The sequence below is a fragment of the Sphingomonas sp. PAMC 26621 genome (genome assembly GCF_000251145.1).
Classification (GTDB): Bacteria; Pseudomonadota; Alphaproteobacteria; order Sphingomonadales; family Sphingomonadaceae; genus Sphingomonas.
This window is the reverse complement of record NZ_AIDW01000015.1, coordinates 193,769-215,927: the sequence shown is the minus strand read 5'-3', so window position 1 is coordinate 215,927 and position 22,159 is coordinate 193,769. Positions and strand designations below refer to the sequence as shown.

The 22,159-nt window shown below is 65.8% G+C and carries 16 protein-coding genes and 1 pseudogene; 4 read left to right on the top strand and 13 right to left on the bottom strand.

What is annotated here, in order from left to right; translation table 11 throughout:
* Positions 1–217: 217 nt before the first annotated feature.
* Positions 218–886: an NAD(P)H-dependent oxidoreductase gene (locus tag RI03_RS07940; RefSeq protein WP_010216452.1), complete on the bottom strand. Its 669-nt coding sequence runs from the start codon at positions 884–886 to the stop codon at positions 218–220.
* Between the two features lie 148 nt (positions 887–1,034).
* Complete coding sequence (locus tag RI03_RS07935) at positions 1,035–1,481, bottom strand: response regulator (RefSeq protein ID WP_238542316.1); 447 nt, start codon at positions 1,479–1,481, stop codon at positions 1,035–1,037.
* Positions 1,482–1,730: 249 nt separating this feature from the next.
* On the opposite strand from RI03_RS07935, the gene RI03_RS07930 reads away from it, so the two are divergent.
* Positions 1,731–6,203 (top strand): chemotaxis protein CheB, encoded by a 4,473-nt coding sequence (locus RI03_RS07930; protein ID WP_081504210.1) that lies wholly within the window; start codon positions 1,731–1,733, stop codon positions 6,201–6,203.
* Between the two features lie 364 nt (positions 6,204–6,567).
* On the opposite strand, the gene RI03_RS07925 is transcribed toward RI03_RS07930, so the two are convergent.
* Complete coding sequence (locus RI03_RS07925) at positions 6,568–7,146, bottom strand: chemotaxis protein CheB (RefSeq protein ID WP_010216447.1); 579 nt, start codon at positions 7,144–7,146, stop codon at positions 6,568–6,570.
* Positions 7,147–7,512: 366 nt separating this feature from the next.
* Here RI03_RS07925 and RI03_RS07920 point away from each other — a divergent pair, with 366 nt between their 5' ends.
* The 3 genes and pseudogenes from RI03_RS07920 (at position 7,513) to RI03_RS25340 (ending at position 9,349) form a co-directional block, all read left to right on the top strand.
* The gene (locus RI03_RS07920) at positions 7,513–7,821 is read left to right on the top strand and encodes a hypothetical protein (RefSeq protein ID WP_010216446.1); all 309 of its coding nucleotides are present in this window, start codon (positions 7,513–7,515) and stop codon (positions 7,819–7,821) included.
* Positions 7,742–8,823, top strand: a pseudogene (locus tag RI03_RS25345) (MlaA family lipoprotein). The gene RI03_RS07920 and the pseudogene RI03_RS25345 overlap by 80 nt, the downstream one beginning before the upstream one ends.
* Positions 8,813–9,349 (top strand): cytochrome b, encoded by a 537-nt coding sequence (locus RI03_RS25340; RefSeq protein WP_138995624.1) that lies wholly within the window; start codon positions 8,813–8,815, stop codon positions 9,347–9,349. The pseudogene RI03_RS25345 and the gene RI03_RS25340 overlap by 11 nt, the downstream one beginning before the upstream one ends.
* An 896-nt stretch (positions 9,350–10,245) precedes the next feature.
* Here RI03_RS25340 and RI03_RS07905 read toward each other — a convergent pair.
* The 10 genes from RI03_RS07905 to RI03_RS07860 form a co-directional block, all read right to left on the bottom strand.
* The gene (locus RI03_RS07905) at positions 10,246–10,845 is read right to left on the bottom strand and encodes a class I SAM-dependent methyltransferase (RefSeq protein ID WP_010216443.1); all 600 of its coding nucleotides are present in this window, start codon (positions 10,843–10,845) and stop codon (positions 10,246–10,248) included.
* Positions 10,842–11,393, bottom strand: a complete 552-nt coding sequence (locus RI03_RS07900) for a hypothetical protein (RefSeq protein WP_010216442.1) — start codon at positions 11,391–11,393, stop codon at positions 10,842–10,844. The genes RI03_RS07905 and RI03_RS07900 overlap by 4 nt, the downstream gene beginning before the upstream one ends.
* Before the next feature lie 128 nt (positions 11,394–11,521).
* Positions 11,522–12,283, bottom strand: a complete 762-nt coding sequence (locus tag RI03_RS07895) for an SDR family NAD(P)-dependent oxidoreductase (RefSeq protein WP_010216440.1) — start codon at positions 12,281–12,283, stop codon at positions 11,522–11,524.
* Positions 12,270–14,363: an AMP-binding protein gene (locus RI03_RS07890; protein ID WP_010216438.1), complete on the bottom strand. Its 2,094-nt coding sequence runs from the start codon at positions 14,361–14,363 to the stop codon at positions 12,270–12,272. The genes RI03_RS07895 and RI03_RS07890 overlap by 14 nt, the downstream gene beginning before the upstream one ends.
* A complete protein-coding gene (locus tag RI03_RS07885; RefSeq protein ID WP_010216436.1) occupies positions 14,360–14,902 on the bottom strand; it encodes a thermostable hemolysin in 543 nt (180 codons plus the stop codon). Before RI03_RS07885 ends, RI03_RS07890 begins: the two co-directional genes overlap by 4 nt.
* 78 nt (positions 14,903–14,980) lie before the next feature.
* On the bottom strand, positions 14,981–17,353 hold the full coding sequence (locus RI03_RS07880; RefSeq protein WP_238542315.1) for a TonB-dependent receptor: 2,373 nt from the start codon (positions 17,351–17,353) through the stop codon (positions 14,981–14,983).
* Complete coding sequence (locus tag RI03_RS07875; protein WP_010216434.1) at positions 17,262–18,188, bottom strand: FecR family protein; 927 nt, start codon at positions 18,186–18,188, stop codon at positions 17,262–17,264. The genes RI03_RS07880 and RI03_RS07875 overlap by 92 nt, the downstream gene beginning before the upstream one ends.
* 70 nt (positions 18,189–18,258) lie before the next feature.
* Positions 18,259–18,768, bottom strand: a complete 510-nt coding sequence (locus tag RI03_RS07870; protein ID WP_010216433.1) for an RNA polymerase sigma factor — start codon at positions 18,766–18,768, stop codon at positions 18,259–18,261.
* Positions 18,769–19,103: 335 nt separating this feature from the next.
* Positions 19,104–21,392, bottom strand: coding sequence for a catalase/peroxidase HPI (gene katG / locus RI03_RS07865; RefSeq protein WP_010216432.1), 2,289 nt, complete (start codon positions 21,390–21,392; stop codon positions 19,104–19,106).
* Between the two features lie 43 nt (positions 21,393–21,435).
* Positions 21,436–22,134, bottom strand: a complete 699-nt coding sequence (locus tag RI03_RS07860; RefSeq protein WP_010216431.1) for an MIP/aquaporin family protein — start codon at positions 22,132–22,134, stop codon at positions 21,436–21,438.
* Positions 22,135–22,159: the final 25 nt, after the last annotated feature.

Genomic DNA, 22,159 nt, shown 5'->3' with positions numbered 1-22,159 from the left:
TGCGACCGGAACGCCACCATTGCCCGGCGGGTGAACCGATCAGGGAATATTGCGGCGGGAGAAGCGCTTTGTCCCTTGTGCTGTTCACGAGCTGACGGGCATCCGCAATTGCGGACGGGAGGATCCGAGTCGTCCCGCACCAGCGTGCAACCAGCGCCCTTGCCTCGGCCGCGTACACCACCGATTACAGGTCTTTACCGGGATCACGGCGCGACCGTCAGGCCACGCAGGCAAGGTCGCGGGCGTTCGTCGGATCTCGAAGCTCGTCGCAGATCCGTCGTGCCTCTTCCTCGACCTGAGAGAGATCCTGTCGGGCGAAACGCCCGCTCTGCTGGCAGGTGATGTGGCCCAGATGGACGTGCCTTTGGGAATGCATGCCGAAAGCAGAAACGAGGTACCGGTCGAAGACGGTGCGCAGCGCCTGCCCTTCCCCCTGTGCATCGAGCCAGAGTGTTTGTGTCGCAGACGTCGTGAAGCTGAGCAACCGTTTGCCCCCCAGCAGTGCGCTTGCATCGTTGCGCTGGATCGCCTGCGGATCGACCCCGGCCCCCAGCACCCGTTCGACATAGCCCTTCATCATGGCTGGCGCCGAGCCGAACCAGATCGGGTAGATCAGGACGAAAACGTCCCCCTGGCTGATCAACGCAAGTTCGCGCGCCACGTCGGACGCACGCTGGAACCCGGCAAGCGTCGGTCGTTCGTACGTCTTCAGGACCGGATCGAAGCCGATCGCGTAGAGATCGCGAAAGACGACGTCGTGGCCGGCTGCGCGGACGGCGGCGCAATAGGTCTCCGCGATCGCCCGGTTGAAGGTCTCGGGGTCGGGATGACAGAGGACGACGACATGCCGTACGGGCGGGGCCATCGCCGGAATGTCTTGGGTCATCTCAAGATCCTTGCAGAAGAAGCCGACCGGTTCACGGGAGGGTACGAGCAATCGGGCTACCGTGTCGGCGCGTCCGCGGGCAGTACCGGAATCTACTCATAGACCTGTCTTCGGGAGCTCTCCGCGCGACCGCGCCCGTGGCGAGCGGTCAATTGCGGCGGGGGCCAAGCGCGGCCTTGGCCATCCCGTTCGCCAGGGCATGCATGGTGAACGGCTTGGCCAGAACCACCGCGTCCGGGACCGCCTTCAGGAGCTGGTTCGGATCCCCGCTGATGTAGAAATGCGCCACGAAACCGCGGGCAAGGATCTGCCGCATCGCCGACACCCCACTGCCCTCGGCAAGATTGCCATCGACGATCATCAGATCGGGGGCCAAACGCGCCGCGGCCTCGACGGCATCCGCCTCGGTCGACGCGATATGGCAAACGTCATGCCCCATCGCGCTCAGCAGATCGGCAAGATCCATCGCGATCAGTACGTCGTCCTCGACGAGGAGGATTTTCCGGCCAAGGCTCACGGTCTTACGCGCCTTGCCGGATGCGCGCGACATCCACGGTTGGTCACATTCCGGTTCACTGCCGGTGACTGCGGCCACCCGGCCTCGGGGAAGCAGTCTCTTGTCGTGTCCACGCTCTAGCCTCCGTGCCCGCCCATCGGCGATAAATGCGAACCTGTGCTCGATTGTGAACGGCGCTGTCACCAGGGTCGACCGCGATAATGACCTGGAGAAATCCATGCCGTCAGTCTCGGAAACTACTCACGCCAGCACGACGCAACGCCGAATTCTGGAATCACGCAACTATACGTAGGATAAAAGTGCCACGACAGTGCTACTTCCCTTTTCATGACGGCACATGAAACAGTCTTGGCGGATGCACGGCCCACCGCTGAAATTCAGCCCGCGTCGCCGCGGCGGGAGAAAGGTACGGCCCCGGTCGCCGCGAGAGGGCCTCCGGACTCGATCCCGATTGTCGCCATCGGCGCTTCATCGGGCGGGCTCGAGGCGGCATCGAGACTGCTCGATGCGATACCGCCGACCTCGGGTATGGCATTCATCATCGTGGTGCATCTTGATCCGTTCCACAAGAGCATGATGGTCGACCTGTTGGCCGATCATACCACGATGAAGATCGACGAAGCGGTCGATGGTGGTGCCATTTGCGCAGACCATATCTATGTCATTCCCCCAGGCCGCTACCTTTCTGTTCACGAAGGCGCGCTGGCGCTTTCCCCGCAGCAGGCAAACCATGGCGCGCGCCTGCCGTTCGATGTTCTGCTGGAATCGTTGGCCAAGGAGCGCGGACACCACGTGATTGCCGTGATCCTGTCGGGAACGGGCGCGGACGGCAGCGGCGGGCTTGCCGCGCTGAAAGCCGCGGGGGGCTATGCGATCGCACAGGACCCGGAAGAGGCCGATTACGACGGAATGCCACGGAGCGCGATCGACACCGGATTGATCGATCGGGTGCTTGCGCTCGAGGACATTCCCGCCGCACTGGCGGAGCGCCGGATCGCAATCGCGCAGTTCCCCGCCGCGCCGACCGTCTTTGCCGCTCCGTCTTCATCCAGCCTGAACGACATCATCGGCGTCCTCAACGAAAAGACCGCGCACGATTTCCGCCAGTACAAGACGGGGACGCTGGAACGACGGATCGAGCGGCGGATCGGGCTGCTCGCGCTCGCGCCCGGCAATTTTGCCGGCTATCTGGAGCTGCTGCGCACCGACCCGGCCGAGCGGGATCTTCTCGCCAAGGACCTGCTGATCAACGTGACGCGCTTCTTTCGGGATCCCGCGATCTTCGATGCGCTGGCGCAGACGATCCTTCCCGACCTCGTCCGGCTCCTGCCCGAGCGCACGCCGCTCAGGATATGGGTCGCCGGATGCAGCACCGGCGAAGAGGCCTATTCGATCGGGATGCTGTGCCGCGACGCGATCAAGGCATCCGGCCGCGATATCAAGCTCCAGCTCTTCGCCTCCGACGTCGACCCGGACGCGGTCGCGATAGCGCGTGAGGGGCTGTATCCCTTCGATATCGAGAATACGGTCCCCGCGGATCAGTTGACGCGCTTCTTCGTCCGGGACGAAGCCGGATACCGGGTGGCGACCGGCTTGCGTGGCGACGTCGTCTTCACCGTCCAGGACGTGCTGTCGGACCCGCCCTTCTCGAAGATCGATCTCGTCTCCTGCCGCAATCTGCTGATCTATCTGAACCCCGAGGCGCAGGCCAAGGTCATCTCGCTGTTCCATTTCGCGCTTCGCGAAGGCGGCGTCCTCGTCCTCGGGTCCTCTGAGACGGTGGGCAAAGCCGGGGACCGGTTCGAGGTCATCGCCAAGTCGGAACGCTTCTACCGGCACGTCGCGCGCGGCCGGACCGGCAACGCGGGCTTTTCCGTGAGCTTCGGCGACTCCCTGCCGATGCCGGGGACGACCGACCGGTCCGCATCCCCGCAGCGCCAGTCCACGCTCGCGGACATTTGCCGCCGGGCCGTCATCGCCACCCACGCGCCCGCCGCCATCCTGATCAATCGCAAACGCCAGTGTCTCTATTCGATGGGGCCGACCGATCGCTATCTGCGGATTCCGCCGGGCTATGCCTCGCTCGACCTGCTCGCGATGGCCTCGCCGACCCTGCGGACCAAGCTCCGGCTCGCGATCGACAAGGTGAGCAAGGCGATACCGCGCGTCGATGGCGGGCGCGCGCGGGTGATGCAGGACGGCACCGCCATCTGGTTTCGGCTCGATGTCCAAGCAGTTGCCGACGGACAGGACGACATGCTGCTCGTCTGCTTTGTCGAGGAACCGGGCAAAAGCGCCGACGCAGCGTCCTCTCCAAACCGCGGCGACGCCGCGCGCGTCAGCGAGCTCGAACGGGAACTGGAGGCAACGCAGGCGGAGTTGCAGACGTCGATCCTGAATCAGGAAACGTCGAGCCAGGAACAGAAGGTGATCAACGAGGAGGCACTTTCGGTCAACGAGGAGTTCCAGTCGACCAACGAGGAACTGCTGACTTCCAAGGAGGAGTTGCAGTCGCTCAACGAGGAGTTGACCGCGCTCAACAGCCAGTTGCAGGAGACGCTGGAACGCCAGCGCCTGACCTCGGACGATCTGCAGAACGTGCTCTACAGCACGAACGTCGCGACGCTCTTCCTCGACATGGACCTGAAGATCCGGTTCTATACGCCTGCGATCAAGTCGGTCTTCAACATCATCGCGGGGGACATCGGGCGGCCGATCGCCGATCTGCGCTCGATCGCGACCGATCCCGATTTGCTGGGCGATGCGCGCAAGGTGCTGGCGGATCACGCCCTGATCGACCGCGAGATCAGCGGGCCGAACGGAACGTGGTTTCTCCGTCGGGTCTTCCCATATCGCGCACATGACGACGCCGTTGAAGGCGTCGTGATTACCTTCGCCGACACCACCGACCGGAAGATCACAGCCAAGGCGCTCGAGGCAGCCAAGATCGAGGCGGACCGCGCCAATCTTGCCAAGTCGCGTTTTCTCGCAGCGGCGAGCCATGACCTGCGCCAGCCGCTCCAGTCGCTGACGCTGCTGCAGGAGCTGCTCAACCAGACCGTCGAGGGTGAAAAGCCCCGGAAGCTGCTTTCCCGACAGGGACAGACCCTCGCGGCGATGTCCGGCATGCTCAATGCATTACTCGACATCAACCAGATCGAAGCCGGCGTGGTCGAGGCGAAGCCGGCGGTCTTCCCGATCGCCGACGTCCTCGATCTCCTGCGCGACGAGTTCAGTTATCTCGCACAGGCGCGCAACTTGTCGCTCCACATCCTGCCGAGTGCGGCGTTGGTCCTGAGCGATGCCACGCTGCTGACGCAGATGATCCGCAACCTGCTCGGCAACGCGATCAAATATACCAGGAAGGGAAGAATCCTCCTCGGCTGCCGGCGCTCCGGCGACACGCTTCGGATCGAGGTCTGGGATACCGGGATCGGGATCGCCGCCGACCAGTTGCACGCCGTTTTCGAGGAATTCCATCAGATCGACAACGCCGCGCGCGAACGCAGCCTGGGGCTGGGTCTTGGCCTGTCGATCGTGCAGCGCCTTGGACATTTGCTCGGGCATGCCGTCGACGTGCGCTCGCAGCCCGACAAGGGTTCGGTCTTCACGATCACGCTGCCGTGCCCGGCAGCCGATCCGGCGGGCCCCGTCGCAGGACCATCCGAATGCGATGCTGCCCCGAGCGGGCACCGGCGCACCTGCAAGATCGTCGTCGTGGAGGACGACCCGGACGTCGTCGAATTGCTCGAGCAACTGCTCAAGAGCGAAGGACATATCGTCAAGACTGCGTCCGATGCGGCAGCCGCGATCAGCCTGGTCGCCGGCAGCGCGATCAAGCCCGAACTGCTGCTGACCGACTATAACCTGCCCGGCGGCATGGATGGCATCGACCTCCTGCGGAGCCTTCGGGCGAGCCTGCCGCGTGGCCTACCCGCGATCGTGCTCACCGGGGACATTTCGAGCGAAGCGCTGGCGCGGATCGCGGGACAGGACTGTGTCCAGTTGAGCAAGCCGGTCAAGGCGCGGGACCTGACTGCGGCGATCGAGCACCTTATGGCGGGGGCCCTGCCGTCGACGTGGCACGTGCCCGGCGCTGGCGCGATCACGGGCGGATCCGTCGCCTATGTCGTCGACGACGACCCGCACGTCCTGACCACGATCCGCGAGGTGCTCGAAGACGATGGGCGGATGGTCGAGGACTTTCCGAGCGCGGAGGCTTTTCTGGCCGCGTATCGGCCCGGCAACGACGGGTGTCTGCTGGTCGATGCGCATCTGACGGGAATGAGCGGCGTGGCGCTGATCGAGGCGCTGCGCGCGCGCGGCAACCATCTTCCCGCGATCCTGATCACGGGCACCAGCGATATCGGTCTCGCGGTCTCGGCGATGCGCAGCGGCGCGTGCGACTTCATCGAAAAGCCGGTCGGTCGGGTCGAATTGCTCGCCAGCATCGCGCGCGCGATCGACCAGTCGCACGACCTGCGGCTGCGCGACGCCGCGCAGGAGCAAGCCGCCGCGCATGTCGGCGAATTGACCGGTCGCCAGCGCGAAGTGATGGACCTGGTCCTGGCGGGACACCCCAGCAAGAACATTGCCACCGATCTCGGGATCAGCCAGCGCACCGTCGAAAACCACCGGGCGGCGGTCATGCACAAGATGCAGGCCAAGTCGCTCCCCGAACTCGCGCGCATCGCGCAGGCCGCCGCCGACGGGAAGCCGGCGAATGGCAGTACGCCCCTGCCCCCGTCCGAAACGCCCGCTGCAACAGGCGCGACCGGCCAGCGGCCGAACGAAACCTAGCTCCGTTCCGTTCCGCGACGCCACGCTACGAAGCAGGGCTCAGGATGCGGCACTCTGCCCCCATGTCGCAGTCGCAACAGGCCGCTGCCTCCCCCGCCGTCCCGATGCAACGCTGCCGATAGAGACGCGCCAGATGGGCATGCGACCATGCGGCGGGTCTACAGTCGGTCGCCGCGGCGATCACGTCTTCGGTGCGGGCCCGGTCGCGCAGAAACGATCTGGTTTCGATTGGCATGGCGCTGGTCTTTCTCGCCGACCGCAGCGTGGGTGAAGCGGTCTGGTTTTCCCACGTTATGGCGACGGACCGGGCCGCTCAAGGATCGGGAACTACGCACGGGCGGAGCCATCGTCGACGAATGGACCTTCAGGGGCGTTCGGACCCGAGGGTTTCCGCGATCTTGGCAGCAATGTCCTCGGGACGCAGGATGAAATCGACGCAGCCGCTGGCGATCGCGCTATCGGGCATGTCCGCCTGCCCCGCGGAGGCGGGCAACTGCGCGATCGTGACCCCGCCGCACGCACGGATGCCGCACAGCGCGTCCGCGCCGTCGCCGTCATAGCCCGACACGATCACCGCGATGAGCTTACCGTGCCAATATTGCGTCAGCGATCGCAGGAAGACGGTGATGACGTCGGGCCAGCCCCGGGGTTTTGAAATTGGCGCAAGGCGAAAGACCCCGTCCAGCACATGCAGATCGCGTTGCGCGGGAATGATGAAGACATGGTTCGGCCGGATATCGAGCCCCTCGGTGATGAGTTCGACCGGCATCGCGGTATGCCGCGGGAGGATTTCGTGGAGCAGGGTCGAGACGGTGCGCAAATGGTTGACGATCACGATCGCCGCGCCAAGATCGCTCGGCAGATTGTCGAGCAGCCGCTTGTACGCATCGAGACCACCCGCCGATCCGCCGACGCATATGATCGGGATATCCCGGGGTGTCATAGAACGAATGCTCCTCTGCATGGACTGGCCAGTCAGGTCCCACGTCGACGCATGCGACGGACTGCCCTTCTCGACCATAGGTATATCTGCACGGAACCGCGTACGCTTTCTGTGTGACCCGGCCACTTTGGTGCCGGGCGCACCACCACGGACCATCCCCGGATCGCTGGAGCGCAGCGAGTAGCCGGACGCGCCTTGGCCGCCGTGATCAGCGATAGGGGGCGATGCTGACCGTGCAATCGCCCCGATCACCGGGCTGCGGCGACACGAAGGTGACGTTGCCGCAGATTGATCCGTCGCTGCAAACCCTGGCGTTATGGACACTCGTCGAACCGTACGGATCCACTGTTGATCCGTCGGTAGTCGATGACGGCGCCGTATGGGGCGCGCTCGATCCGGCCGCTGCGCGTCGTGGGCGTGGTGCCGGTGTTGCTGGTCAGAGTCACGCCGATCGCGCCGGTCGAACGGATCACCCGCCCCCCCCGCCCGGCACGGCTGGACGTTACCGATCGGGGCGCGAACGACGCGACGGCGCACGCGCGCAAAGCCGGAACAATCGACTGGGGTCGTGCACCGCTCGCGGCGTCTTTCCCGGATGAACGATATGACAACCACCGCCGGACCCGCGTCCGCCGCCCCGCTCCTCGACAAGAGTCGACCAGCGTGCCCGCCTGATCGCCCCCGGCTTTGGCCGACGTCGATCGCGACGGCTTTCCTGGTAGCCGCCAGCATGCCGGTCGCTGCCTTTGCGCAGGATCGAGGGCCCGAGTATGACGCACCCACGTCGATCGCAACGACACCGCAATTCGCTCCGACGCCGGTCGGTGCCAACCAGCCATTCACACCGGTTGCCGAATGGGCGAACGACCCCTCCAGCCCGAGCAACGCCGGGACGCAAAGCGACATCGTCGTCGTGGGCAAAAAGGCGCTTGCCCCTGATCCGCTGGCGGCCATCAACGTCAAGGCGTTCGGCGCCACACAGGCAGTGGACCGCGCGTTCGTCGGGCCGGTTGCGATGGCCTATAAAAAGGTCCTTCCCTCGCCGGTCCGCAGCGGGCTGCGCAACGTCCTCTATAATCTGCACGAACCCGATGTCTTCCTCAACTATCTCTTGCAGTTTAAGCCAGGCAAGGCCGCCGAGACCCTCGGCCGCTTCGCATTGAACAGCACGGTCGGGATCGGCGGGGTGCTCGATATCGCGAAACGGCGCCCGTTCAAATTGCCTCGTCGCCCCAACGGCTTTGCCGATACGTTCGGGTTTTACGCATCAGGAACGGCGCATTCCTGTACCTCCCCCTGATCGGGCCGACGACGCTGCGCGATTTCACCGGCGGCATGCTCGACCGCTTCGTCTTGCCAGTGGCCGTGGGCAGTCCGTTCAACAGTCTGGCCTTTTCGATACCGGTCGGCGTGCTGAGCACGCTCGATCACCGCGCGGAATTCGACGACCAGCTTCACGAACTCCACGACGGCGTCCCCGATCCCTACAGGACATCGCGAGACTTCTACCTCAGACGACGACAGGCGGAAATCGACCGCATTCGCGGCAGGACGCGTTCATCACCCTCTTCCCTGCCGTCAACGCCCGCGGCAACCGCCCCCGCCCAGGAACCACAGCCCGCGCCGACCGCTCCCTCCATCACCAGTGCTACGCGGGAGGATAGCGATGAGGGATAGTGCAGGACCAGCGCGTTACAGCATGGTCGCGCGCGTGCTGCACTGGAGTGTGGTGGCGCTGATCGTCATACAATTCGCGATCGCCTGGACCATGCCTGACATCCATGGCGGCATGCGACCGGTTGGGCTGATCGGTTGGCACCTGTCGTTCGGCACCGCGATCCTCGCGGTGATGCTGGTTCGACTGGTCTGGCGGCTGTCCCATCGCGAACCTGTAGCGCCCGAAACGATATCCGCGCCGCTGCGCCGGATATCGCGTGGGACGCATGCCCTGCTTTACGCGCTTCTCGTTGCACTCCCTTTGCTTGGTTGGGCAAATGCGTCCGCGCGTGGGTGGCCGGTCAGGCTGTTCGGTGCAATTCCCCTGCCGCCCCTGTCCGCCACCGGATCACCGCTTGGCCTGTGGCTGGGGGACGTTCACGGGACGGTTGCGATCGTCCTGCTGGCGGTGATCGCATTGCACGTGGCCGGCGCCTTGTATCACCTCCTGATCCTCCGGGATCGCACCGTCCAACGCATGCTTTAGCGATGGCCTGGCCTGATCCGCCGGGCCGGGATGACGCCGGGGGGGGGGCAAAGTGGCCGCCGCCACCACAAGCGAAAGTGCCACCTCGACCCCCACGACCCCGAACGCACCCAGCGCCGCCGCGATCGATGCCGCTCCGCCGGCCTTGCCGATCGCGGCAACTGCCCCTGCGAACAGCATGTCCTTGCCCGGCATGAACGGCAGCCGCGAAATCAGTTGCCTGAGCGTCAGGAACAGAACGCACGTATCGAGCGTCAGGCCCGGCTCGACGGTCAGCCACACCGGGATCAGCAAGCCGAGCATCGCGACCGCTCGCACCAGATGCACACCGGTCACGAACAGCGCGTCGGGGCCCGTCATCCTGAGCAGGCGACGCCGTAAACCGATCATCCCGATACTCGGTGCGATCACGACCGCGCAGGACAGGGCGATATGGGGGAACGTCAGCCCCGGCGTTGCAAGCCCGTGGTTTGCCAGGAACGGCACGACCAACGCGATCGTCACGCCATTGCCGACCAATGCGGAAAGCACCGAAACGTCCTTGATCGCATGCAAGGGTGCCGCGATTCCCCGGGTGCGCGCCCAGGCGAACAGATAGACGTCGCCCGAATAGGCGAACATGAGTTCGTTGCTCAGGAATCGCCGGGTCATCGCGCCGAACATTCCATCGCGCACGCCCCACAGCCGCCGGAAGATGGCCAGATCCGCAAGCGGATGAACCAGCACATAGGCCAGCGCCGCGAGCCAGAAACCGCCGGGCAGGTGCTTGAGGGCGGCGGCGCTCCCCGCGGGAATGTGCCGCAGCGCAACGATCGCGATCGCCAGCCAGAGGATCACCAACGCTCCGCGCATGATCGTGTCACGCGCCGCGCTTGGCCCCCTTTGTGCAGTCCCGATCACCCGTCGATCGTCCCGATCAGACCACGGACCCCGAACCCTGCATCGACCACGCTGATGCGGGCGGCTGGCCCGAGCATCTGGCCGAACGTCGCAGCCGTGAACAGGCGATGCGTTCCGCTCCTGTCGAGACCAATCCGTGCGAGAGCGGCCGCTTCCGTCACGTACAGAACAACTCGTCCGTGCGGCCGTGTCACCCGGCGGAGTTCCGCCAGCACTGCGCGCGAATCGTGCCAAAAATAGGCGACGTTCGTCGCAAGGATCCGGTCGAAACTGTGATCGGCAAAGGGCAACGCATCGAACCGTCCGACGCAGAAATGCGCATCGGGACAGCGTCGGGACGCGATCGCGATCATCGCATCCGAATGATCCAGACCCGTAACGCACCCGGCTCCGACGACGCCCTGCAATGCGGGAATGGCATCGCCCGCCCCGCACCCCAGGTCCAGCACCGCATCTCCCGGGCGGGGGTCCAGCGCGGCGATGGCAAGGCGCGTCGGCCGACGGTTCACCAGCCGCATGGCGTCCGCCACCACCCTGCCGCCGAGGCCGCAGGGTCTTGCCAGCTGACGGCCGAGCGCGGTTGCGATCCGGGTCACGCGTGCTTGAGCTTGGCGTCGATCTTCGCGAGCAGCGCGCGCATTTCGGCCCGGCGACCGGCGTCCCATACCGGTCGGCTGGCGTTCACCGGTGCCTGCAGCCCGCGAAGGGCATAGATCTTTGCCTCGGCGGGCCGCCCCTCATCGTTGAGAAAATCGGCGTAGAAAAAGGTATTGTCGAGTCCGCGCGGATCCTGTCGCAACGCCCCCTCGAGCAGCGCACGCGCCTTCGCCGTACTGCCAAAGCCGACCGGGAACCCCGGGACCCGGTAATAGAGCACGCCCAGGCTCATCTTTACGCCGCCGTCGGCAATATTCGGATCGATTGCTTGGGCGCGCTCGAGGATGGCCTTGGCGGCTTTTGCCAACCCCAATTGGCGAAAGACGCTCGCCCGCGCCGCCTCCTCGCTGGTCACGATGCCTTGCCACAAGAGCGGTTCGGCCCGCCCCGGATAGCGCGCGACGACTTGCGCGGCCTGCCCCGCCAGCACGTCGAGGTCGCGATATTGCTCCTCGCGGTCGCGACCTGGTAGCGGATGTGCGCCCATTGATCGTTGATACGCTGGACCGCGGCATCCATCTGCGGATTGTTGCTCGCCTGCGCCGCGCTGGCGACGCCCCATAGGAGACAGATCATTACGGCTTTACCAAACACATGCATTTGATGGGCTCCTCATCAACATTCTGGAAATAGCGTACGGGCGGTTGCGACCGGCTTGGTCAGCCCGCGGTCGATCAGCCCCGGCAACGCGGCGTTGAGCTGGCTGAAGACCCGTTCGGGCAAACCGATCGAGACGTCGTTCGCGCGCCGTTCGATCGCCGCGACGATCCGGTCGGCGACCAGGTCCGGCGCATCCGCCGCCATGCCGCTCAACTCCATGAACCGCTCGACCGCTGCGGTATTGAAGCCGGTGCGAACCGCTCTGGGGGCGACATGGGTGACCGTGATGCCGCGGCCGCGAACCTCGCGACGCAGCGCCTGGCTAAAGGCCTTCAACCCGGCCTTGGCACTCGAATAGGTCGTGAAATACGGATAGGGCACCGCCCCCATCACCGAACCGATATTGACGATCTGCCCCGATCCCCGCGCAATCATCTGCGGCAACACCGCGCTGGCGAGGATCGTCGGCGCGACGAGGTTGACGGCATAGCCAAGCGCGATCCGCGCCGGCCCTTGCGCCTCCAGCGGCCCGAAATACTGCAGCCCAGCGACATTGCACAGGATATCGACTCGCCGTCCCGCCAAGGTCGTCGCAAGCTCGTCCAAGGCATCGGGACACGACAGGTCGCTTTCAACGCTTTCGGAGCAGGTCACGCTGAACCCGCGATCGATACCCACGACATAGGCGCCCGCGTCGCTCAACCGCATCGCGATCCGCGAACCAATGCCTCCGGCCGATCCGGTGAGGACGATCCGCAACCCGTCAAGCCGCGACATGCATCGTCTCCAGTTCGATGCCGGCGAACAGCCCGCCGAACAGGCCGAACATCGCGCGGGCCATGGCGATGATCGCCGCCTGATCACCCGGATCGTCGATCCGGTTCATCAACCTCTCGAAGAAGACCATGTGCTCCTGATCCAGCGCACCGTGCGAGGTCAGATAATGGAAGGCGTCGTCGGGCAGCCCCAGCGCGGTCTGCACCGCCCCCGCCCCATGGCTTGCCATCGCGATGCTCGTCCCTTCGAGTACATAGACCATGCCGAAAAACGCCGCCGGATTGCCTTCGCGGATCGTGCGATACGCGTGATCGACCATCGCTTTGGTCGCCGGCGACGGCAAACCCGCGCCAACCGCTTCGGCATCCCCGCCTGCCGCCGCAATGTCCTCGAGGATCCAATATTCGTGCCCCGTCTCCTCCTCGATATAGTCGTCGAGCGCGGTCACGAGCGTCGGGCGGTGGTTCAGGCGCGCGCGCGCTTCCCGCATCAGCGGTACGGTGTGGCGGACATGGTGAAACGCCTCGGTCAGATAGGCGATATAGTCCGCGACCGAGATCCGGCCGGTGAGCCCGGCGATCAGTTGCGGCGTCATCTGGAAACGCGCCTGCGCCTCGCGCGTCTCGGCGACGAGACGGTCGAAGAAGGGCTGGTCCAGTCCGGCGTCGCGATACGGGTAGGCCACCTCGATCGCACGTCGGCGCAGACGGCTATTGCCGGTCAGCAATCCCGCCGCAGGCGTGAACGGGGGCACGATCTCCCACTGCGCGACGCGGGCGTACGCCGGCAGCGCCAGATTTGCGGCGGCCACGGCAGCGGCGACGTCCGCCGCCGGGTTGGCGGGTACGATCAGGGCGTCGAGCGCCGATCGACCGTCGCCACGCACCAGCACCTGCAGAATGGCGGGATCGGCGCGCAACGCGCCTTCGACCCATTCCGGCGATATGTTGCGTCCGTGACTGGTGACGATCAGCGACGATTTGCGCCCCTCGATCCACAGCCTGCCGAGATCGTCGATCCGCCCGATGTCGCCCGTTGCAAACGGCGCAGCGGGCCGTGGATGGCCGATCGTGCCAAGGAACATCGGTCCGTCGATGAGGATCTCGCCATCGTCCGCCAAGCGGATCTCGTTCGCGCCGATCGACTGCCCGACGCTGCCGCGCGAACCCGGTTCGCCGTCGTCGAGCGCGACGACCGACCCGCATTCGGTCAGCCCATAGCCCTGCCGCACCGGCAGACCGACCGCGGCGGCCGCGTCGAGCAAGCGCGGCTCGATCCGCGCGCCGCCCACCGCGACCAGCGTGAGCAGCGGCAGCCGCCTGCCGGACGCGGCCATCGCGCCGACGAGACCAGCCAGATATTCCGGGACGAGGATCAGCGAGGTGATCGCATTGTCTTCGATCGCCCCGAGCATTTTCGTAAAATCGGGGCGAAACGGGTCCGCCATGCCGACCTCGGCCTGCGGCAGCGCGACATAGGTCCCCCCCGCCAGGATCGTCGCATAGAATCCCGCGACATTTTCCAGCAGGATGCCCGGCGGCAGGATCGGCAGGTGCCGCCCGGCATGGTGAGCCCCGAGATGCTCCACCACCGCGCCGGCCACACGGCACAGGTGCGTCATCGACAGGCAGATGCCTTTCGGATCGCCCGTCGAACCGGACGTGAAGGTGATCCGCGCCGTCTCTTCGGGTACGTCCGCCCGCAGCGTTCGACGCGGTTCGACCGTCATCGTAAAACCTGGGGTCGGACCATCCGCAAGGTCGATCGCCCCGCTGACGACGGCGGAGGCACCGGCATGATCGAGCGCTGCGGCACCCTGCGCGAGGGAAAAGAACGGCGGCAACGGGATGGTGACGATTCCGCTCCCGACCAGCGCGAGGTCGAGCAGGCATTCGACAACGCCGTGATCGACCCGGATGCCGAGCGGTCTGGCGACGTCACACCGTGTCGCGACGTCGGCCGCAAGCATCGGCAACACGCGCTCCAGCGCTTCCCAACTCATTGCGACCGAACCGTCGATCGCAATCGCCTGCGGCCGGGTTTCGGCATGACGGCGGATTGCCGTCCAGAGTTCGCTCACGGCCGTGTTCTCCCATAGGTGATGGTATCGAGCCGTCGCCGGCACAGCGCGACGTCCCCGACGCAGAGCATCGGGTCGGCATCGTAATAGCGGCCCCATTGCGCAGCCTCGCTGCCAACCGCCGAAATCGCGGCGGGCGCGAGCACGATGATCGGCAGCGCCAGCCGCGCGAACATCGCGCGGAGCGGTTGAGTCAGGACGGCAACCGCATAGTCCGCCCGGCCTTCCAAGGCGGCGGCGGCTTCCCGCCACAGCCTGATGGTTGCGCCGGGGCGATGCGACGCGTGATTGCCGATTTCGGCGATCCGGTCGCGCGACACCGTACAGCCGAAGGTTGCGCTGACCACGTGCTCGATCGACCGCTCGACGTACCGCTCAAGCAACAGCGGCTCCGCGCCTGCGGTGCGAAACCCGAGCACGGCGTGCGGAGCATCGGGCTGCCCGACCGTAAGGTACGCGGGATATTCCGCGGTCGGAAATGCCGCATGGACCGCGGCATAGCGGTCGACAATCAGGGTACGAATGGCGGGATCGTGCATGAACACCTCGTCGATGCACGAAAGACGCCGTGGTCAGGCAGCCACCCTACCTCTGCTCCGGAAGGTAGCGACGACGCCTCAGAAGGTCCGCCGCACCGACAGCGCGATCGTTCGCGGGCGAACGGGGGTATGCTGGCTCGACGCCGATATCGAGAATGGATTGCCGAACGCAAAGCTGTCTGCGCGGCTGTTCAACAGATTGTCCGCACTCACCCGCCATTGCCACGCGGCACGGCCCGCCGATAGCGACGTCGCGAGCAGCGTGATCGGCTCACTCTCACGGTCGAGCGCAGGGTCGAAGCTCAAGCGCGTTGCGCCGACGAAACTGGCGCGGGTGGTGACCAGAAACGTCCAGCCGTTCCTTTCCAGCGCGTATGTCGCTTCGCCGTGCGCGCTGACGTCGGGAATGACGGGAAGCCGTCGATCGGCGGCAAGCGCGGGCGCGGATGCCGGGTCGATCCGCGCATGTTGCAGGAGCGTCCCCGCCGACACCGTCCAATGCGGGCCCGGGTGCCACCGCGCGGTGAGATCCACGCCTTGATTGGTCGCGTCCCCCGCGTTGCGCGTTGACAGCAACCCTTGCGGACCAAGCACATCCGCCTGGACATGCGCCCAGTTGGTAACGAAGCCCCCCAGATCCAGCGCCAGCCGATCGCCCGGCGACGACCAGCGCAGCCCGAGATCATACGCCTGCAATTCGTCGGCCTGATACGTCGACGTCGCGGTGCCTGTGCCAGCCGTCGCATCGATCCCGCCCGGGCGCAGCGCGGACGCATAGCGGGCGAAGACGAGGAAACGCGGCCGGATTTGCCAGGCAATCGTCGCGCTCGGGCTGGCCCGGACGACGGCGCGGCTGATCACGGCCTCGTTCAGTTGCTCAGTCCGGTCGTCGTCGACGGCGGATCGGAACACGCGCACGCCCGCGCTTGCCCGAAGCATCGGCGTCAGATGCCAGGTCGCCTCCCCGAACACCGCGACTTCCTCGACCCGGCGGCGGACCTGCAGGACGGGAAGCGACGTCGCGCCGACCAACGTTCCCGTCGCATCCGTCGCCGCCGACAGGACCGAGGCCCCCACCAGCCCATCCAGCGCCCCGCGCGACAGCAACGCCCGAACCTCGCCGGTCGCGACCTTATATTGGCGGATGTCGTGATACCCCGCGGGCGCGGCGCCGCCGAGCACGGCGGCCTTGGCCGACGCGTCGTAGGTGGCGTTCAGCTCCTGCCACGCGAGACTGCCGGCCGCGGTAATCCTCGCGGCACCAATCGACCCGGTCGCTGCGACGCTGACCAACGTAATCCCGGTGTCCTGCGGTTCCCGCAAGCGCGCCGCGCGCGTGAGGGTGTGCGGTGCCTCGACATATTGGCTGTCGGCGACCGAAGCGGATTGCGTCACGCCCTGGAGGTCGACGATCCAGTCGCCGCCGGGGCGCGCCCGAACCGAAAGGCGGCCACCGCTCGTCTGCCCGTGGTTGATGTCGCGTGCGCCCGCTGCCGTGTCGATCCATCCCGCCTGCCCGATGCGATAGCCGACCAGCCGGATGCCCAATCGATCGGGCACGATCGGGACGTTAACCATGCCGTCGAACGCCCCCGCCGCCGATCCGCCTTGCGTAGCGCTGACGCTTCCCTCTGCCATGCCGGCCGCGCGCGAGAGATCCGGTTTCGCGGGCACCAGCCGGTAGACGCCGCCCAGCGCCCCGGTGCCGTAGAGCGGCCCCTGCGGCCCTTTCAGCAGTTCGACCTGTTCCATGTCGACAAGGCGCAGATCCGGATCGGGCGCGTCATAGGTCAGGCGGGCTTCGTCCAGCTGCACGCTGACGCTCGATTGGCCGAAGCCATCGAACGGGCTGTCGGCGACGCCGCGAATGAACAGCCGGTTCCGGCCGGGGCCAAGGTTGGTCACCGACAGACCGTTGACCAGGGACGCGAAGTCCCGCGTATCGGGCGTCTGCCCGAGGATCGACAGCATCGCCGGGGACACGATCGTCAACGGGGTTGCGGTGGACGCCAGCGGCTCGCGATGCTTGGTGCCGGTGACGAGGATGTCGACCTGATCCGCGGAACCGACTGCTTCCTCCGGGGGTAAGGCGCGCGATCGCCGGACGATTTTCGGTTTCGGTCGTTCGATCCGCCAAAGGCCGGGGCCGACGCGGACCGCGAGCAGCCCGGTGCCCCGCAGCAGTTCGGCGAGCGCCGCGGAGACCGGCAATATCCCGTGGATTGCGCGCGTGCGAAGCACCGGAAACGCGAGATTGGTCCCGATCGACGCGCCCGACTGGCGCGCCAGTTCCTGGATCGATCGCTCGATCGGGCCAGCCGGAATGTCGAGCGACCGGCGCTGTGCGATGGCCGCGGTGCTAGCGCCGAGGCTCCAGACGAGTGCGAACGCCATCGCGGCGCGCGGCAACCCCGACGATCGCCGCCAGCGACTCTGCAGGTTTGGCACCATCCCCAATCTTCAACGCTCCAGAGAAATGGAGATCGGCGATTGCGGGATCGACCGTCGTCTCCTGGCCGGCATAGCGGGAGATGTCGGTGGCAACCAGCAGCAGCGGCGCATCGGCATAAACGAGTTGCCCGCGTTGCCAGCTTCCGATGCTGTCGGCGGCAACGCTCGAGACGGAGATGGTTGCGCCGCGGGCAACCATCGCATGCCCGCCGTCGAGGGTGATCGGCGCGTCCAGCCGCGATGACGTCACCGCAAGTTTGCCCTCGGCGACCGAGATGCGCGTGGCGGCAGCGTCGGTCGCGACGTTGAACCGCGTCCCGATGTCGCTGATGCGATAGCCACCAGCTGAAAGGGACAGGGTCCGCCCGGATCGGTGCGGAATCTCGAAATACCCCGCCCCGGTCAGCGCGAGCTGGGTCTGATCGCCATGGTGAGCGACCAGACGGCTACGCGGCGCAAGCGCGATGCGGCTGCCGTCGCTCAGGTTGATCTCCCTCCCCGTCGTGTCGCTTTGCCAGGCGACATCCGGGTTGGCCCTGGGGATCATCACGATCAGCGCCAGCGCCGCCGCAAGTGCGCCACCACCCGCGACCGCCCACCGCCAGCCGGCGGGACGACCCGCCACCGGGAAAGGCACCTGCCGTGGCTCGTCGATCCGCGCCAGGATGGCACCCCGCTGCGCGACGATATCGTCATCGAGCAGCGCGATCCGGTCGAACGCGTCGCGATGGCGCGGATCCGCCTCGAGCCAGACCGCAAAGCGGTCCCAATCCATATCGTCAGTGTCTTGTGCGGCATGCCACTGCGCGGCGTGCTGCCGGAAATCCTCGTTCATTGAATCACCTCGCGCCGGCATGCCCGCCGCCGCTCCCTGCTTCTGTTGGCAAGACGTCGTGCACTGGCGATCACCCCAGTTCCCCGTCGTCGAGCAGTCGGCGCAGATGCGCCATGGCGACCGCCATGTGTTTTTCCACGCCCTTGCGGCTGATGCCGAGGTGGGCAGCCGTATCGGCGTGGCTCAGTCCCTCGAGCTTGTGGAGCCGAAACGCCCGCGCGGCGCCAGGCGGAAGGCGTGTGATCGCGTTTGCCAGTCGTTGGGCATCTTCCCGTGCGATCAAATCCACCTCGGCCGACGCCTCGACATGCGGTTCCGGCGCGTCGGTGCGGAACCCCTGTTCGCTATCCGCCCACGCGCATTCGCGCCCGGCCCGACGGCGCCCCGCGCGGAGCCGGTCGAGGACGATGTTCTGCGCCATGCGGTAAAGATACGCCCGCCCGTTGCCGATCGGCCCGGAGGGTACAGCGGCAAGCTTGAGCCAAAGGTCCTGAACGACGTCATCGGCCTCGGCGGCGCTGCCGGTTCGTGCGACCAGGAAACGCAGCAATGCGGTCCTGTGTTCGACGTACAAGGCCATCAAACCGTCTGGTCCGTCGTCGGCGCCACCTATGTTCAAACGAGCCGTCCTCCCCGCATGTCGGTATCACACGTGGTAGCGCATCGCCATCTGCCGGATCGGAATGCCCGCTGGGCCAGGTGGGGCGACATCGCGGAGTGTTGTGCACCGACCACGCGGTCTGCTTGCGCACGTACCCCTTGCCATCCTGTCCCGAGCCGAGGAACGCGGCGCATCACCCCGGCCTCGCTCGTGAAGCGCGCAGGCGTGACGCGCGATGGTTTGGCCTGGATAATTACCGACGATGGAGTCCGCGGGCGGCGGACTCCATCTCGACTCTTACCGAAGCGATACCGTCAGACGTCGTACCGGTCGAGCATCATCACCTTGTCCCACACCTTCACGAAGTCCCGGACGAAGCGCGCGTGGCCATCGTCGCCGGCATAGACTTCGGCGACGGCACGCAACTGGCTGTTCGCGCCGAAGACGAGGTCGCAGCGGGTCGCGTGGAACCGGGGCGTGCCGGTTTCCCGGTCATCGAGCGTGAAGGTCATGCCCTTGTCGTCCGCCTTCTTCCATTCAAACTCCATGCTGGTCAGCACGGTGAAGAAATCGTTCGACAATACCCCCACGCGATCGGTGAACGTCCCGTTGGCCGAGCCATCATGATTGCCCCCGAGCACCCGCAGCCCGCCGACCAGCGCCACCCATTCCGGCGCGGTCAGCGCAAGGAGCTGCGCCTTATCGAGGAACATCGCCTCGGGCGAAACCTCCGGCGCGACCTGGCCGTATTGCGGATCGACATAGTTGCGGAAACCATCGACCACCGGCTTCAACCAGGTGAACATCTCGATGTCGGTAAGCTCCTGGGTCGTATCGCGCCGCCCCGGCGTAAACGGAACATCGACCTGGATACCTGCGTCCGCGGCAGCCTTCTCGACCGCCGCACAGCCGCCGAGCACGATCAGATCCGCCAGTGCAACCTTGACGTCACCGGCCTGCTTGCCGTTGAAATCGGCCATTACGCCGCGCAAAGCGGCAATGACCGGGACGGTGCGCTGATTGACCGCCCAGTCCTTTTGCGGCGCGAGCGCCAGCCGTGCGCCGTTCGCGCCACCGCGCTTGTCGCTGTTGCGATACGTCGCCGCGGCGGAAAAAGCGGTGAACACGAGGTCCGATGTCGAGACGCCGGACGCCAGGATCGCCTGCTTCAACGTCGCTATGTCGGCCGACCCGATCAGGTCATGATCGCGCGGTGGGATCGGATCCTGCCACGCCAGATCGTTCTCGTTGCGCTTTTCGGGCCCGAGATACCGTTCGCGCGGGCCCATATCGCGGTGCGTCAGCTTGTACCACGCCTTTGAGAACGCCTGCGTGAACGCCTCGAAATCGCCCAGGAACTTCTCGCACACGGCGCGATAGGCAGGATCGACCGTCAGGGCGATATCACTGGTCATCATCATCAGCGGGTTCATCTGGCCCGGGACGTGCGCATCGGGGGTCTTGGGCGCATCCGGGTCGGACGGCGTCCATTGCAGCGCGCCGGCCGGGCTCTTGGTCTGGACCCACTGGAACTTGAACAGGTTTTCCAGATAGCTGTTGTCCCACTGCGTCGGGTTGGGCGTCCAGCTGCCTTCGATCCCGTTGGTCATGGTATATTCGGCAAAGCCCGTCCCTTCGGGGTTCTGCCAGCCCATGCCCATCGCTTCGATCGGCGCGATTTCCGGTGGCGGGCCAACCTGATCCGCGCTGACCATGCCGTGGCTCTTGCCGAAGGCGTGGCCGCCCGCGATCAGCGCGACGGTTTCCTCGTCGTTCATCGCCATGCGCGTGAAGGCGATACGGATGTCGCGCGCCGACCCCATCGGATCGCCATTGGCATAGGGGCCTTCGGGATTGACGTAGATCAGCGCCTGATGCGTCGCGGCGAGCGGATTTTCGAGATCATAATCGGCATCGCCGTTCGTGCCGCGCCAGCGCTTGTCGCGCGTCACCATGCTGTCCGACGACGGTGCGGCGCTCGGATCCCAAACTTCCGGCCCCCAATAGGTGCTGGTATCCGCTTCCCATGCGTCATGTCGGCCGCCGGCGAAGCCATAGGTCGGGAAACCCATGATTTCGAGCGCGCAATTGCCCGTCAGGACCATCAGGTCGCCCCACGACAGCGCGCTGCCGTACTTCTGCTTGATCGGCCAGATCAGCCGCCGCGACTTGTCGGTGTTGCCATTGTCCCACCAGCTGTTGATCGGCGCGAACCGCTGGAGCGCTTCACCCGCACCGCCGCGACCATCGGCGATGCGATAGGTGCCGGCGGCGTGCCACGCCATGCGCACCATCTGCGGGCCGTAATTGCCGTAATCGGACGGCCACCACGCGACGGACGAGGTCAGGAAGGTCTTGATGTCCTGCTTCAGCGCCGCGTAATCGATCGCGTTGAACGCTGCGGCATAATCGAAGTCGTCGCCCAACGGATTGGCCTGCGGGCCGTTCGAGTGGAGCTGCTCGACCTTCAGGCGGTTCGGATACCAGTCGGACAAGGCCGGCGGCGTGCCCAACGCACCACCGATACGATCTCCCCCGAACGGGCACTTTCCGCCCATTTCGAAGCTCTTCGTGTCGGTCTTGTCGGTTTCGATATCGAGCATGGCTTCATTCCTTCTGAACAACGGTGGGAGGTGTCGCGCGAAATTAGAATGCAGGCTCGTCCGGGACAGCGGTGTCCTTCTCGTCGCCGATCGATTTGGCGAAAACGAACCGGTAAAAGATTGCCGCCAGTGCGGCACCTAGGAATTGTACGAGCATATAGGGAACCGCCTCGGTGAACTTGCCGAGCCCGATCGCGGGGCCCAGTGTGCGCGCCGGGTTGATCGACGCGCCCGTAACGGCGCCGAAGCTCATGATGCAGAAGGCGACCGTCATGCCGATCGCAAACGGCGCGAACTTGCCGGCCACGCCGCGGAGCGCGGTGTTGAGCACGATCGTCATCAGGAAAAACGTGCCGATCCCTTCCAGCACAAGCCCGCCTGTCACCGAAGTAAGGCTGGTCGTGACCGTGGTCATCCCCAGGCTATGCGGTGCATCGACGCCATAGATTGCGGCCAGCGCCAAGCCACCGATTGCGCCCCCGGCGAATTGCGCCAGGAAAACCGGCAGGGCTGCGCCGATCCTGCCCTCGCCCGCGATGACGACCCCGAGGGTCAATGCGGGGTTTAGGTACGAGTTGCTTTCGTTTCCAAAGGCATAGGCGAACGCCATGATGACGAAGCCATGCGCCAGTGCGATCGCCGCTATGTTCGGCGGGTCGAGCACGGTCACCGCGCCGGCACCAATGAAGATCAGTGCGAACGTTCCGAGGAATTCGGCGATCAGCGCCTTGATAAGATGCACGGTTTTTCTCGCTCGCCACATGACA